At 67.8% G+C, this 15,039-nt stretch carries 8 protein-coding genes; 6 read left to right on the top strand and 2 right to left on the bottom strand.

The window, feature by feature from the left end; all coding sequences use genetic code 11:
* Window positions 1-216: 216 nt before the first annotated feature.
* The 4 genes from QF040_RS13465 to QF040_RS13450 all read left to right on the top strand — a co-directional run bounded on the left by QF040_RS13465 (window position 217) and on the right by QF040_RS13450 (window position 10,756).
* Window positions 217-1,833 (top strand): efflux RND transporter periplasmic adaptor subunit, encoded by a 1,617-nt coding sequence (locus QF040_RS13465; protein ID WP_429611446.1) that lies wholly within the window; start codon window positions 217-219, stop codon window positions 1,831-1,833.
* A gap of 136 nt (window positions 1,834-1,969) precedes the next feature.
* Window positions 1,970-5,104: an efflux RND transporter permease subunit gene (locus QF040_RS13460; RefSeq protein WP_429611445.1), complete on the top strand. Its 3,135-nt coding sequence runs from the start codon at window positions 1,970-1,972 to the stop codon at window positions 5,102-5,104.
* A 790-nt stretch (window positions 5,105-5,894) separates the two neighbouring features.
* Complete coding sequence (locus QF040_RS13455) at window positions 5,895-9,167, top strand: efflux RND transporter permease subunit (protein ID WP_429611444.1); 3,273 nt, start codon at window positions 5,895-5,897, stop codon at window positions 9,165-9,167.
* 11 nt (window positions 9,168-9,178) lie between these two features.
* Window positions 9,179-10,756 (top strand): efflux transporter outer membrane subunit, encoded by a 1,578-nt coding sequence (locus QF040_RS13450; RefSeq protein ID WP_429611443.1) that lies wholly within the window; start codon window positions 9,179-9,181, stop codon window positions 10,754-10,756.
* Window positions 10,757-10,868: 112 nt separating this feature from the next.
* On the opposite strand, the gene QF040_RS13445 is transcribed toward QF040_RS13450, so the two are convergent.
* Window positions 10,869-11,234 (bottom strand): SPW repeat protein, encoded by a 366-nt coding sequence (locus QF040_RS13445; RefSeq protein WP_280807541.1) that lies wholly within the window; start codon window positions 11,232-11,234, stop codon window positions 10,869-10,871.
* A 175-nt stretch (window positions 11,235-11,409) separates the two neighbouring features.
* Between QF040_RS13445 and QF040_RS13440 the strand changes: the two genes are divergently transcribed.
* Window positions 11,410-13,677 carry a molybdopterin cofactor-binding domain-containing protein gene (locus QF040_RS13440; protein ID WP_429611442.1) on the top strand — a complete coding sequence of 756 codons (2,268 nt, stop codon included), beginning with the start codon at window positions 11,410-11,412 and terminating at the stop codon, window positions 13,675-13,677.
* A 23-nt stretch (window positions 13,678-13,700) separates the two neighbouring features.
* A complete protein-coding gene (locus tag QF040_RS13435; protein ID WP_429611441.1) occupies window positions 13,701-14,165 on the top strand; it encodes a (2Fe-2S)-binding protein in 465 nt (154 codons plus the stop codon).
* Here the strand turns inward: QF040_RS13435 and QF040_RS13430 are convergent.
* Window positions 14,162-15,028 (bottom strand): MurR/RpiR family transcriptional regulator, encoded by an 867-nt coding sequence (locus QF040_RS13430; RefSeq protein ID WP_429611440.1) that lies wholly within the window; start codon window positions 15,026-15,028, stop codon window positions 14,162-14,164. The two genes, QF040_RS13435 and QF040_RS13430, sit on opposite strands and share 4 nt — an antisense overlap.
* Window positions 15,029-15,039: the final 11 nt, after the last annotated feature.

Here is a 15,039-nt window from a genome sequence, read left to right as displayed (position 1 = left end):
GACTGTGCCGGCGCTGCTTCTCCCCGGCCACAGCGATGCGACGAAATGCGGGAACGCGGCGCGAGGTGCATCCGGCCGGCGCGAACCGCAGGTGCCCGGTATCGATCGATCGGGCGGCCCATCAGCTTTACCGTCGCTTTACGGCGCAGCAAACAGCGGTACTACCATTCGGCGCTGTACTCTAGGCCGCAACCCTGCACCTCCCCACGCATCCCCATGGACCCCAAAACTCCCCCCGAGCCCCTGCCGCCCATCGTGTCGCCGACACATCCTCCGGCACAGAGGCGGCGCTGGCTGGGGTGGTTGCTGACCCTGGCGCTGCTGGTGGCCCTGGGAGGCGGTGCCTGGTACCTGATACAGCGTTCGAAAGCTCCCGCGGCGGGACCGGGCGGTCCCGGTGGTCCAGGTGCGGGGCGTCCCGGCGGCGGGCCGGGCGGACGGGGCGGCGGCGGTGCGTCCGCCAACACGGTCGGCGTCGCCACCGCGCGGCAGGCCGACATTCCGGTGCAGCTCGAGGCGCTGGGCACGGTCACTCCGCTGGCCAACGTCACCGTGCAGCCGCAGGTCTCGGGCGTGCTCACCGAGGTGCTCTTCAAGGAAGGGCAGATGGTCAAGAAGGGCGACGTGCTCGCCACCATCGATCCGGCGCCGTTCCAGAACGCGCTGGCGCAGGCCTCGGGTGCACGCCAGCGCGACGAGGCCCAGTTGGCCGCCGCGCGCGTCACCTTGCAGCGCTACCAGACGCTGCTGACCCAGGACTCCATCGCCCGGCAGGATGTCGACACACAAGCCGCATTGGTCAAGCAGCTCGAAGGCACGGTTGCCATCGACCGCGCCAATGAAGGCACCGCAAAGCTCAACCTCACCTGGAGCCGCATCACCGCGCCGGTGAGCGGACGCATCGGCCTCCGGCCGGTGGACGCGGGCAACTACATCTCGACCGGCACCACCGGCGGCGTGGCGGTCATCACGCAGATCGCGCCCATCGACGTCGAGTTCTCGGTGCCGCAAGACCGCGTGCCCGAAGTGCAGGAGCGTCTTGCGCAGGGCGCGCAGCTCGAGGCAACGGCCTTCGACCGCACCCGCACGCGCCAGCTTGCGAAGGGCATGTTCTCGACGCTCGACAACCTGGTCGACACGCAGACCGGCACCGTCAAGTCGAAGGCGCGCTTCTCGAACGCCGACGGCGCGCTGTTCCCGAACCAGTTCGTCAACCTGCGGCTGCTGCTGCGCACCGTGAGCAGTGCGGTGGTGGTGCCGGTGACGGCGCTGCGCCACGGCCCCAACGGCGACTACGTGTACGTGATCAACGAAGACAACACGGTGTCGCAGCGCCCCGTGACGCGCGGCGAATCGAGCGTGGACAACGTGGCCGTCATGTCGGGCCTGAAGGCCGGCGAGCAGGTCGTGACCGAAGGCGGCGACCGATTGAAGGACGGCGCGCGCGTGCAGACCCAGGCCGATCGGCCGGCCACGCCGGCTTCGGGGGCCGCGGCGGGAACCCACCGGCGCCGCCAAGGTGGCGGCAACGGTGCGGGCGCGAAAGCGGGAGGCCAGGCGCCTGCCGCAGCCACCGCGCCGGAACCCGGAGCTGCCGCAGCACCTGCCGCCGGTGCAGCCGCAACGCCACCGGCCGCCGCGGCAGCGCCGGCGCCTGCAGCCGCAGCCAAGCTCCCCACCGCCGAGCAGCGCCAGCGCATGCTCGATTCGGCCAGGGACAACCCCGAACAGCTCGAGCGCCGCAAGCGTTTCCTCGAAGCGCTCGACAAGGGCGATCCGGCGGCGCTGGAGCGCTGGCAGCGGATGTCGGAACGTCAGGGAAAAACGGAATGAGCGCGTGGGCGGACTTTTCCCTCCCCCGCTGGGGGAGGGTCAGGGTGGGGGCACGGCGGCCGTTGAACAGCCATGGCGTGGTTGGCGCCGCTTGCCCCCATCCCCGCCTTCCCCCGGAAGGGGAAGGAGCAAGAGCATGAGTCCCTCACGCCCCTTCATCCTGCGACCGGTGGCGACCTCGCTGCTGATGGTCGCGATCGTGCTGGCGGGCATGGTCGGGTTCCGCTTCCTGCCGCTGTCGGCGCTGCCGCAGGTCGACTACCCGACCATCCAGGTGCAGACGCTCTACCCCGGGGCCAGCCCCGAGGTGATGAGCAACACCGTCACCGCGCCGCTGGAGCGCCAGTTCGGCCAGATGTCGGGCCTGGACCGCATGAGTTCGACCAGCGCGGCGGGCGTGTCGATCATCACGCTGCAGTTCTCGCTCGGCCAGACGCTCGATGTGGCCGAGCAGGAAGTGCAGGCCGCCATCAACGCCGGCGGTTCGCTGCTGCCGGCCGACCTGCCTGCACCGCCGGTGTACGCCAAGGTCAACCCGGCCGATGCGCCGGTGCTCACGCTGGCCATCACCTCCGACACGCTGCCGCTTACCGAGGTGCAGAACCTCGTGAACACCCGGCTCGCGCAGAAGATCAGCCAGGTCTCGGGCGTGGGGCTGGTGTCGCTCAGCGGCGGGCAGCGCCCGGCCGTGCGCATCCAGGCCAACACGCAGGCGCTCGCGGCCAACGGCATCGGGCTCGATACGCTGCGCACCGCCATCAGCGCGGCCAATTCGAATGGCGCCAAGGGCAGCTTCGACGGCCCCAAGCGCGCCTACACCATCAACTCGAACGACCAGCTGCTCACGGTCGAGGACTACAAGAACCTCATCGTCAGCTACAAGAACGGCGCACCGATCCGCATGGTCGATGTGGCGCAGGTGGTCAACAGCGCAGAGAACACGCAGCTCGGCGCGTGGGCCGGAACCAAGACCGCCGAGAACGGCGAAAGCGCCGAACCCAAGCTCACGCCCGCCATCATCCTGAACGTGCAGCGCCAGCCCGGCGCGAACGTGATCGCCACCGTCAACGCCATCAAGAAGCAGCTGCCCGAGCTGCAGGCCGGCTTTCCGGCGGGGCTGAAAATCGAGGTGCTGAGCGACCGCACCGCCGGCATCCGCGCCTCGGTGCAGCACGTGGAAATGGAACTGGTGCTGGCCGTGGTGCTGGTGGTGCTGGTGATCTTCGCGTTCCTCGGCAGCCTGCGCGCCACGGTCATCGCGAGCATCGCGGTGCCGATCTCGCTCATCGGCACGCTGGGCTTGATGTACCTCCTGGGCTACAGCCTCAACAACCTGAGCCTGATGGCGCTGACCATCGCCACCGGCTTCGTGGTGGACGACGCAATCGTGATGATCGAGAACATCGCCCGCTACATCGAGGAGGGCGAAAAGCCCTTGCAGGCCGCGTTCAAGGGCGCGACGCAGATCGGCTTCACCATCATCTCTTTGACGGTGTCGCTCATCGCGGTGCTGATTCCGCTGCTCTTCATGGGCGACGTGGTCGGGCGGCTGTTCCGCGAGTTCGCGGTGACGCTGGCGATCACCATCCTGATCTCGGCGGTGGTCTCGCTCACGCTGGTGCCGATGATGTCGGCGCGCTGGCTCAAGCACGAGGAAAAGAAGAGCCCGTCGGGCACCGGTTTCGGCGCGCGCGCGCAGCGTTTCTTCGACGGCGTGATGGTGCGCTACGACCGCTCGCTGCACTGGGTGATCGACCACCAGCCGCTCACGCTCCTGGTCGCGCTGCTCACCATGGTGCTCACGGTGGTGCTGTACCTCACGATCCCCAAGGGCCTGTTCCCCACGCAGGACACCGGCCAGCTGCAGGCGCGCATCCAGGCCGCGCAGGACGTGTCGTTCGATCGCATGGCGCAGCTGCAACTGCAGGCGGCACGCGCGGTTCTCGAAGACCCGGATGTGGAGAACCTGAGCTCGTTCGTCGGCGTCGATGCCGCCAACAACACCATGCTGCACACCGGCAGCATGCTCATCAACCTGAAGGGCAGCCACGACAGCCAGCAGGAGGTGATGGACCGGTTGCGCGAGCGCGTGCGGCAGGTGGCCGGCGTCACGCTGTACCTGCAGCCCACGCAGGACCTGACCATCGACGCCGAGACCGGCCCGACCGAATACCGCGTGTCGCTCGAAGGCGTGAACAGCGCGCTCATCACCGAGTGGATGCAAAAGCTGGTGGCCAAGCTGCAGGAGTCGGACAAGGTGCGCAACGTGAGCAGCGATGCCGGCGCGCAGGGCCTGGCCGCGTTCGTGAACGTGAACCGCGACACCGCGGCGCGGCTGTCGATCACCGCGAGCACGGTGGACGATGCGCTCTACAGCGCCTTCGGGCAGCGCATCGTCTCGACCATTTTTACCGAGACGAACCAGTACCGCGTGATTCTCGAAGCGCGGCCCGGCATGGTGAACACGCCGCAGACGCTGGGGCAGCTGAACCTGATCGCCGGATCGGGCACGGCCACGCCGCTCGCTGCAATCGCCGACATCTCCGAGCAGCCGGCGCCGTTGCAGATCACGCACGTGGCGCAGTATCCGGCGAGCACCTTGAACTTCGACACCGCGCCTGGCGTGTCGCTGGGCCAGTCGGTCGATGCGATTCGCGCGGCGGCCAAGGAGATCGGGATGCCGGGGAGCGTGACGATGACTTTCCTCGGAGCCTCGGGGGCTTATGAGCGGTCGTTGTCGAACCAGCTGTGGCTGATTCTTGCGGCGATCGTTTGCGTGTACATCGTGCTCGGGGTGTTGTACGAGAGCTATGTGCATCCGCTGACGATCTTGTCGACGCTGCCTTCTGCGGGGGTGGGGGCGCTGCTTGCCCTGATGCTGACGGGCAATGACCTGGGGGTGATCGGGATCATCGGGATCATTCTGCTGATCGGCATCGTGAAGAAGAACGCGATCATGATGATTGACTTTGCTATTGATGCGGAGAGGACTGAAGGGAAGTCGGCTCGGGAGGCGATTCATCAGGCAGCACTGCTGCGGTTTCGTCCTATCTTGATGACGACGCTGGCTGCCTTGTTTGCTGCTGTTCCCCTGATGCTTAGTTTTGGCGAAGGTGCTGAGTTGCGGCGGCCGCTCGGGCTTGCGATCTTTGGTGGGTTGATCGTTAGCCAACTGCTGACTCTGTTCACTACGCCTGTCATCTATCTGGCGTTTGATCGGCTTGGAGGGGGTAGTTCGCGTCGGGCTGCGGTTGAGGAGGAAGCGGCTTGATCGGTTTTGCTTCCTGTTCTTTGTTTGCTTTCCGAGGCCGGGTCTCGCCCCGGCAGGCGACTTACTTTCTTTTGCTTCGCCAAAAGAACGTAAGCAAAGAAAAGGCGACCCTGCTGTCTGCGTCCCTACGCTTCGCTTCGGGCAACCTGCGGTGCTCGCGGTTCGCGGGGTCTCGCAGAACTCGCTTCGCTCAAACAGCTGCGAGCCCTGATCCGCGAACCGCTGCGCTCCTCGGCGCAGCCAGAAGGGCTTGGGGGACCAGCGGGCCATCGCTGCGCTCGGCCAGCTCTCGGGCCTTTGCTTCGCTCGGCCTCGTTTCGGTCGGTTCCGTTTTGGTGGGGTCGCTGTTTCGTTCGGCGGCCGGACTTGCTCCCTCTCCCCTTGGGGAGAGGGCGGGGGTGAGGGCGGCGGCATTCATGCGGGCGACGCGGTATTTCTGCGCTGCCGGCCCTCACCCCAGCCCTCTCCACAAGGGAAGAGGGAGCCCGAGCCGAGCGAAGCAAAGGCCCGATTGCAAGCCGAGCGAAGCGATGGCTCGTTCGGTATCCACCCCCCTCTGGCTGCGCCGAGGAGCGGAGCGTTTCGCGGATCAGGGCCGCAGCTGTTTGAGCGAAGCGAGTTCTGCGGACCCCGCGAAACGTGAGCACCGCAGGTTGCCCCGTAGCGGAGCGCAGGGGTCGCAGACAGTGGGGTCGCCTTTTCTTTGCTTACGTTCTTTTGGCGAAGCAAAAGAAAGTAAGTCGCCCGCCGGGGCGAGACCCGGCCTCTGCCCTCCGCAGGGGACCAAGCGATGAACCTCTCGCTCCCCTTCGTCAGAAGACCCATAGGCACAGTCCTGCTGACCATCGGCATCGCCTTGGCAGGTATAGCCGCGTTCTTCGTCCTCCCAGTCTCGCCACTCCCCCAAGTCGACTACCCCGTCATCTCGGTACGCGCCTCCATTCCAGGCGCAAGTCCCGAAACGATGGCAACGAGTGTCGCGACGCCACTCGAACGCCACTTAGGCACCATCGCTGGCGTCAACGAAATGACGTCCACGAGCTCCGTAGGCTCGTCCCGCGTAACCCTCCAATTCGACCTGAGCCGCAACATCGACGGCGCGGCAAGAGAAGTCCAGGCCGCCATCAACGCCAGCCGAGTCGACCTGCCGGCGACCCTCAGAAGCAACCCGACCTACCGCAAGGCCAACCCGGCGGCCTCGCCTGTCATCATCCTGGCCCTCACGTCCAAGACGAAGACCCCAGGCCAGATCTACGACGCCGTATCGAACATCGTCAGCCAACGCCTCTCGCAAGTAGATGGCGTAGGCGACGTCGAAATCGGCGGCGGCTCGCTCCCCGCCGTCCGCATCGAACTGCTCCCGTTCGCGCTCAACCGCTACGGCATCAGCACCGAGGACGTGCGCGCCGCCATCCAGGCCTCCAACGCCAACCGCCCCAAGGGCATGGTGCAGGGCGATGGCCGCAAGCTCCAGATCTACACCCAGACGCCGGCCCTGCGCGCCAGCGACTACGCCTCGATGGTCGTGGCCTGGCGCAACGGCGCGGCGGTGCGGCTGCAGGACGTGGCCGAGGTCATCGACGGCGTGGAAGACACGCGCACGCTCGGCCTCTTCAACGGCGAGCCGGCCATCGTCATCCTCATCACGCGGCAGCCTTCGGCCAACATCATCGAGACCGTCAACAGCGTGCGCGCGCTGCTTCCCGAACTGCAGGCCCAACTGCCGCCCGACGTGACGCTGCAGGTGGCCTCGGACAGCACCAACTCCATCCGCGGATCGCTGCACGAGGTCGAGCTCACGCTGGTCATTTCGGTGCTGCTCGTGGTGCTGGTGGTCAGCCTGTTCCTTCGCAGCGTGCGGGCGACCATCGTGCCGGCCGTGGCCACGGTGGTCGCATTGCTCGGCACTTTCGGCGTGATGCACCTGCTGGGCTTCAGCCTCAACAACCTGAGCCTGATGGCGCTCACGGTGGCGACAGGCTTCGTGGTGGACGACGCCATCGTGGTGCTGGAGAACACCAGCCGGCACATCGAGGCGGGCATGTCGCGCATGAAGGCGGCGCTGCTGGGCGCCAAGGAGGTGGGCTTCACCGTGCTGTCGATCAGCGTGTCGCTGGTGGCGGTGTTCATTCCGCTGCTTTTCATGGGCGGTCAGGTGGGGCGGCTGTTCCGCGAGTTCGCGATCACGCTGTCGGCGGCGGTGATGATTTCGCTGGTCATCTCGCTCACCACCACGCCGATGATGTGCGCGTGGCTGCTCAAGCCCGGCGGCGAGCACGACAAGAACAAGCCACAGGGGCGCCTGGGGCGCATGGCCGCGCGCAGCTACGACTGGGTGCTCAAGCGCTACGAATACAGCCTCGACTGGGCGCTCGACAGCAAGGCGCTGGTCATGCTGATCCTGGTGGCGGTGGTGGGGCTCAACGTCTATCTCTTCAGCGCCGCGCCCAAGGGCTTCTTTCCGCAGCAGGACAGCGGCCAGCTCAACGGGGGCCTGCGCGCCGACCAGAGCATCTCGTCGCAGGCGCTGGCGGCCAAGCTGCGGCAGGTGGTCGACATCATCCGCAAGGACCCGGCGGTCGACACGGTGATCGGCTTCACCGGCGGCTCGCGCGCGGGCGGCGGCTTCATGTTCGTCAACCTCAAGCCGGCGAACCAGCGCACCGAGAGCGGCCTGGCCGTGATCGCGCGCCTGCGGCCCCAGCTCAACGAGGTGACGGGCCTGCGCGTGTTCCTCGGCACCGTGCAGGACGTGCGCTCGGGCGGGCGCTCGAGCAACTCGACCTACCAGTACACGCTCAAGAGCGACAACCTCGCGGACTTGCGCACCTGGGCCACGAAGCTGTCGGACGAGCTGAAGCTGCAGCCGCTGCTCACCGACGTGGACACCGACCAGGACCAGAACGGCGTGGAGACGGTGGCCAAGGTCGACCCCGACAGCGCACGGCGCCTGGGCCTCACCTCCACCGCCATCGACAACGCGCTCTATAACGCCTTCGGCCAGCGGCAGGTGGCGACCATCTACACCGAGCTCAACCAGTACCACGTGGTGATGGAGTGGGCGCCGCGCTACACGCGCAGCCCCAATTCGCTGAGCGACGTGTACGTGCCGGCTACGCGCACCTCGGTGATCGGCGGACAGACCGTGACCACGCAGGTCGCGGCGACGACCACCACCACCTCGACCACCGGCGGGGCCGCATCGACCGCCACGGCCGCGAGCACCACGGTGCCCGTGTCGGCCAACGCGGGCCTGCGCGGCGCCTCGACCGGCAACGTGCTGAGCAACACGCCCACCACGCTGGTGCCGCTGTCGGCGGTGGCGAAGTTCGAGGAGCAATCGGTCGCCACTTCGGTGAGCCACGACGACGGCGAACTCGCGACCACGATCTCGTTCAATCTCGCCGAGGGCGCGAACCTCGGCGATGCGCGCGAGGCCATCGCCAAGGCCGAGGCCAACATCGCGATGCCCACCAACGTGCGCGGCGCCTTTGCCGGCACGGCCGCCAGCGCGCAGCAGTCGCAGGGCCAGCAGTTCATGCTGATCCTGGCCGCGCTGGTCGTGATCTACATCGTGCTGGGCATCCTGTACGAAAGCCTGGTGCACCCGATCACGGTGCTGTCGACGCTGCCCTCGGCCGGCGTGGGTGCGGTGCTGGCGCTCCTGATGTTCCGCATGGAGTTCTCGATCATTGCGCTGATCGGCGTGTTCCTCCTGATCGGCATCGTGAAGAAGAACGCCATCCTGATCATCGACTTCGCGCTGGAGGCCGAGCGCTCGCGCGGGCTCACGCCGCTCGAAGCGGTGCGCGAGGCATGCCTGCTGCGCTTCCGGCCCATCCTGATGACGACGCTGGCCGCCGCGCTCGGCGCACTGCCGCTGGCCATCGGTTTCGGCGAGGGCGCGGAACTGCGCCGGCCGCTGGGCGTGGCCATCATCGGCGGGCTGATCGCGAGCCAGTTGCTCACCTTGCTGACAACGCCGGTCGTCTATCTCCTGCTCGACAAGCTGCGCCGCCGTGGCAAGAACGAACACGAGCTGAGCCGGGTCACGCCCGCTTGAGAACAACACCAATGAACGCATCACCTACTTCAACTTTTGTGACGCCCGAAAAGAGCCAACCGTTCACGCTGAGCCTGTCGAAGCGCCGCGCAGGGCTTCGACAGGCTCAGCCCGAACGGTTTGTGCTCAGGCTCGGCGTGCTGGCCCTCGCCGCCGTGCTCGCAGGCTGCGCGGTCGGTCCGGCCTACAAGGTGCCGACCTCTGTGGCGTCCACCGCATGGAAGGAGCAGAAGACCGCCGAAGGCTGGCTGCCCGCCGCACCGGCCGATGCGCTGGATCGCGGCGAATGGTGGAAGCTCTTCGCCGACCCCACGCTCGACGAACTGGCTGGCCGCGTGCAGGTGTCGAACCAGAACATCGCCGCCGCCGTGGCCAACTACACGCAGGCCCAGGCGCTGGTGCGCGGCGAGCGCGCGGCGCTGTTCCCCTCGGTGTCGCTCAGCGGCAGCGGACGGCGCAGCGGCAATGTGAACAGCACCAGCGATACCGCCAGCCCGTCGAACAGTTTCTCCGCCTCGCTGAACGCGAGCTGGACGCCCGATGTCTGGGGGCGCCTGCGTGAAGCGGTGAGCAGCGCGCAGGCCAATGCACAGGCGAGCGAAGCCGACCTCGCGGCGGCGCGGCTCTCGGCCATCGGCGACCTCGCGACCAACTACTTCTCGCTGCGCGAGGCCGATGCCGAAATCGTGCTGCTCGACGAAACCATCGCGGGCTACCAGCGCGCCTTCGAGATCACGAGCAACCGCTATGCGGCCGGCATCGCCGCGCAGACCGACGTGCTGCAGGCGCAGACGCAACTGGTCAACGCCAAGGCCGACCGCGTGGGCCTCACGCGCACGCGCGCCACGCTCGAACATGCCATCGCGATGCTCGTGGGCGTGGCGCCCGCCGACTTCACCTTGCCCGCCGCGAAATGGACGCCCACGGTGCCTGGCGTACCGACCGGCGTGCCTTCGACGCTGCTGCAGCGCCGCCCCGACATCGCGGCGGCGGAGCGCTCGGTTGCATCCGCCAATGCGCAGATCGGCATCGCACGCGCTGCGTACTTCCCGAACATCCCGCTGACCGCATCGGTCGGCAGCACCAATGCGAGCCGCGTGAAGGACCTGTTCAGCTCGGCCAACACGCTGTGGTCGCTCGGCTTCTCGGTGGCGCAGGTGGTGTTCGATGCGGGCGCTATCGGCGCCAGCGTCGATGCCGCGAAGGCCGGCCACGAAGCCGCCGTGGCGCGCTATCGCCAGACGGTGCTCACCGCGTTCCAGGCGGTGGAGGACCAGTTGACGACGGGCGCCACGCTCGCCCAGCAAGAGGGCTTCCGCCGCGAAGCGACGCTCGCGGCCGACAAGACCGAGCAGCAATTGCTCAACCGCTATCGCGCGGCGCAGGTGAGCTACACCGACGTGGTGACGGCGCAAGCGGCCGCACTCAACGCGCGGCGCGCGCTGGTGCAACTGCAGGTCAACCGCCAGGCTTCGGCGATCGCGCTCATCCAGGCGATGGGCGGTGGCTGGCAGGCCGACTGGATGAACAACCCGGACGGCACGGCGGCCACGGCGCAACAACAACCCGCCGTCCCTCGCGCGCAATAAGAAGAACGCGGCGAGGGCGGTTTCGCGGATGGGCATCGTGCCCATCCAGTCGGCTCGCCGCCGGCGTCAAGCCGGACGCGGCGGGCTTCGTTTCACGGCGCAGTGTTTTCGTTCAGTGCGCCGGACGGTCCGTCATCCCGCCAAGGTAGTCCTTGTCGGTCACCAGCACCCAGAGGGCGAGCACCAGGATCAGCGCGGCCACGAGCACCGCGTTGACCATCGCCGTTTCCATCGCGGCGAAACCGACCAGCCACGGCGAGGCGGCAAGCCACACCGCGAGGGCCACTTCGGTCCACTCTTCCCACTGCTTGGGCACGAAGGTCGCGCCGAGGGCCACGGCGCCCAGCACGATGCCGGTTGCCACCATGGTCCACATGGCGGGCGAGATGCCCTGAAAGCCCAGGACCCAGGGCGAGACGATCAGCCAGGCGCCGGCGACGGCGTTGACGGGGTCTTGCCAATGCTTCACTTGCTTCATGGTCATTACCTCCTGTCGCGACAAGGCGCCGCGACAGAGGTTGGACACCCGCCACCGGGCGCGGTTCCGTCTTGCGGCAGTGCAGCACAGGGGCTCAGCGGTGCGGCCTTCTATCATCGGCCGTCCGGAAATAGCCCCCGACGACCCCGACGTCATCGGTCACAAGAACCCCACCATGACCCAACTCAAGCGCCGCCACTTCGTCCTCGGCACCCTCGGGGCCGTCGGCGCCCTCGTGGTCGGCTGGTCCGCTATGCCGGCTGCATCGCGCCTTGTGGGTTCCGAGCCGCTGCCCGCGGGGCCGGGCGAGGTCGCGCTCAATGGATGGGTCAAGGTGGGCAGCGACAACTCCGTCACGCTGATGATGTCGCAGTCGGAAATGGGGCAGGGCACGCACACCGGCCTTGCGATGCTGCTGGCCGAGGAGATGGATGCCACGCTCGATCAGGTCCGCATCGAGAGCGCGGGCGCCGACGCCATCTACAACAACCAGGCCGTGATCCTCGATGCGCTGCCTTTCAAGCCCGGTGACGAAGGCAGGGTCAAGCGAGCGACGGAGCACGTAGTGGGCAAGCTGCTGCGTTCGATCCCAGGGCTCTCGGGCACCGGCGGCTCGTCGAGCATCACCGACCAGTGGCTGCCCGTGCGCGAAGCGGGTGCCTCCGCGCGGGCCATGCTGATCGGCGCCGCTGCTGCCGCGTGGAGCGTGCCGGCCGGCGAATGCCGCACCGAAGGCGGCCGCGTGCTGCATCCGAATGGCAAGAGCGCGAGCTTCGGCGAACTGGCGGTGCGTGCCGCGCAGCAGCCGCTGGCCACCAACGTCGCGCTGAAGAAGCAGGCCGACTTCAAGCTGATCGGCCAGCCCTCGCGCCGTATCGAGAACAAGGCCAAGCTCGCTGGCACAGCGAAGTTCGGCATGGACACGCTGCCGCCCGGCCTGCTGTACGCGAGCATCGCCATGTGCCCGACCATCGGCGGCAAGGTCGCTCGCTTCGACGCCGCCGCCGCGCAGAAGCTGCCCGGCGTGCGCAAGGTGGTGGCGCTGGCGCCGGTGGGCGTGACGCTGATCGGCACCGGCAGCACCTCGGGCGGCGTGGCGGTGATCGCCGACACGCCGTACCACGCGATGCGCGCGCTGAAGGTGGTCGAGATCGAGTGGGACCACGGCCCCGCGGCCAGCCTGTCGAGCGGCGAGATGATCGGGCGCCTCTCGCAGACCTTGCGCACGAGCGAAGGCAATGCGCGGCTCGACGAAGGCGATGTGGCCGCTGCGCTGAAGTCGGCAGCGAAGACGCTCGACGTCGAATACCGCGTGCCCTTCCTCGCGCACGCCACGATGGAGCCGATGAACTGCACGGCGCAATTCAAGGACGGCGTGGCCACTGTCTGGGCGCCCACGCAGGCGCCGGGCTTCGCGCGCGGCGCGGTGGCTTCGGCGCTGGGCATCGACGCGAAGAAGGTCGACCTGCATGTGACCTTCCTGGGCGGCGGGTTCGGCCGCCGCTATTCGACCGACTTCGTCACACAGGCCGCGATGCTCGCGCGCGAGACCGACGGCGCGCCGGTGCAGCTGATCTGGTCGCGCGAGGAAGACATGGCGCACGACTACTACCGGCCTGCCTATGTGGCGCGCTGTAAGGCGGGCCTCGATGCGAACGGCGCGCTGGTCGCGTGGCAGACCACCACGGCCGGCTCCAGCCTGGGCGCGCCGTCGTTCATGGACACCTCGACCGATGGTGCATGGAACACGGCCTACGAATTCCCCAACGCCCGCGTGGCGCACGAGGCGGTCGAATCCGCCATGACCACCGGTGTGTGGCGCTCGGTGGCGCATTCGCAGAACGGCTTCTTCGTCGAGAGCTTCATCGACGAGTGCGCAGCCGCTGCCGGCAAGGACCCGGTCGCCTTCCGCGCCACGCTGCTCGCGAAAGACCCGCGCCATCTGCATGTGCTCAAGCGCGCGGCCGAGTTGTCGGGCTGGGGCCAACCGCTGGTCGTGGGACCCGACGGTACAAAGCGTGCGCGCGGCATTGCGATCCATCGCGCGTTCGGCAGCATCGTCGCGCAAGTGGCCGAGGTGTCGGTCGATGCGGAAAAAAAGATCCGCGTGCACCGCGTGGTCTGCGTCATCGACTGCGGCGTGCCGGTCAACCCGAACCTCATCCGCCAGCAGATGGAGGGCGGCATCGTCTACGGCCTCTCGGCCGCGCTGCACGGCGAGATCACGATCGAAAAGGGCCAGGTGCAGCAGAGCAATTTCCACGACTACATGCCGCTGCGCATGAGCGAGTGCCCGGTCATCGAGACCGAGATCGTCGCGGGCAGCGACCGGCCCGGCGGCGTCGGCGAACCGGGCACGCCGCCCATTGCGCCGGCGGTGGCGAATGCGCTGTTCGCGCTGACTGGCCAGCGACTGCGCAGCCTGCCGCTCAAGCTCGCGTGAACAAATAAAAAAAGGAACGCCCCATGACCACCACGATCAGGATCAACGGCAAGACCTCGACCGTCAACGCCGAGCCCGACACGCCCCTCTTGTGGGTGCTGCGCGGCGAGATGCAGCTCGTCGGCACCAAGTTCGGCTGCGGCAAGGCGCTGTGCGGCGCCTGCACGGTGCATCTCGATGGCGAGGCGGTGCGCTCCTGCGTCACGCCGCTCGAATCGGTGGGCGCACGCGAGGTCACCACCATCGAGGGCCTGCAGGGCAAGGAAGCCGATGCGCTGCGCAGTGCCTGGACCGAGGTCGATGTCGTGCAGTGCGGCTACTGCCAAAGCGGGCAGCTGATGTCGGCCTGCGCGCTGCTCAAGAAAGTGCCGCAGCCCAGCGACGACGAGGTGACGAATGCGATGAGCGGCAACATCTGCCGATGCGGCACCTACCCGCGCATTCGCGCCGCGATCCACATGGCGGCGGGCGGCAAGCCGGCCGCTTAACCGCCGCGCGAGACGGGCGGCAGCAGGTACGCGCCCGATTCGAACAACTGCGCCTCGGCCTGGTCGATGCGCTTGATGCCCGATTTGCCCGCACGGCTCGCGAGCAATTCCACCAGCGCTTCGGTCACCGCCACGCCGGCCGCGACAGACGGAAAGAACGACGGGCTGTTGATCGTGAAGAGCAGCGTTTCGTCGGCCGATAGCGAGAGCGGCGAGGTCACGCTGTCGGTGATCGCGACGATGCGGCAGCCCGCCGCCTTCGCGGCCTCGGCGACCTGCAGCGCCTCGCGCGAGTAGGGCGCGAAGCTCGCCACCACCAGCGCATCGCCCTTGGCGAAGGCGCGCTGCTGCATCTCGAGCGATCCGCCTTGGCCATCGACCAGGTGCACGCTGGCGCGGAACAATCGATACACATAGACGAACGAGAACGCGATCGGAAAGCACGCGCGAAAGCCCGCCGCATGCACGGCCGGCGCCTTCTCGATCAGCGCGCACGCCTTCTGCAGCGCCTGCTCGCTCTGCTGGTGCGTGGCTTCGAGGTTGCGGCGCTGCACCTCGAACATTTCGCCGGTGAGGCCGCGGTCCTGCGAGCGACCGACCAGTTGCTTGGCGCGCCCGCCGTAGGTCTCGGTGCCCAGGCCCATGTCGCCCGCGAAGGCCTCCTTGAGTTGCGGCCAGCCCGCGTAGCCGAGGTTCTGCGCGAATCGCACCAGCGTGGCGGGCGTGCTCTGCGCGCGCGTGCCCACGTTGCGCATCGAGGCGGTGACGACTTCGTTGGGGTGGTCGAGTACGTAGCGCGCCACCTGCTGCAGGGCGGGGCTGAGTTCGTTGAAACGCTGGCGGATCTGGTCTCTGGCGCCCATGGCGGTGTCTC

The organism is Variovorax sp. W2I14 (genome assembly GCF_050435205.1).
GTDB classification, from domain to species: domain Bacteria; phylum Pseudomonadota; class Gammaproteobacteria; order Burkholderiales; family Burkholderiaceae_C; genus Variovorax; species Variovorax paradoxus_C.
The sequence above is the reverse complement of the archived record's forward strand: the minus strand, read 5'-3'. Positions and strand labels throughout refer to the sequence as shown.

Bases quoted from the DNA above. Each gene is read 5' to 3' on its own strand.
- QF040_RS13465 (WP_429611446.1), top strand. From the start codon at position 217: ATGGACCCCAAAACTCCCCCCGAGCCCCTGCCGCCCATCGTGTCGCCG.
- QF040_RS13460 (WP_429611445.1), top strand. From the start codon at position 1,970: ATGAGTCCCTCACGCCCCTTCATCCTGCGACCGGTGGCGACCTCGCTG.
- QF040_RS13455 (WP_429611444.1), top strand. From the start codon at position 5,895: ATGAACCTCTCGCTCCCCTTCGTCAGAAGACCCATAGGCACAGTCCTG.
- QF040_RS13450 (WP_429611443.1), top strand. From the start codon at position 9,179: ATGAACGCATCACCTACTTCAACTTTTGTGACGCCCGAAAAGAGCCAA.
- QF040_RS13445 (WP_280807541.1), bottom strand. From the start codon at position 11,234: ATGAAGCAAGTGAAGCATTGGCAAGACCCCGTCAACGCCGTCGCCGGC.
- QF040_RS13440 (WP_429611442.1), top strand. From the start codon at position 11,410: ATGACCCAACTCAAGCGCCGCCACTTCGTCCTCGGCACCCTCGGGGCC.
- QF040_RS13435 (WP_429611441.1), top strand. From the start codon at position 13,701: ATGACCACCACGATCAGGATCAACGGCAAGACCTCGACCGTCAACGCC.
- QF040_RS13430 (WP_429611440.1), bottom strand. From the start codon at position 15,028: ATGGGCGCCAGAGACCAGATCCGCCAGCGTTTCAACGAACTCAGCCCC.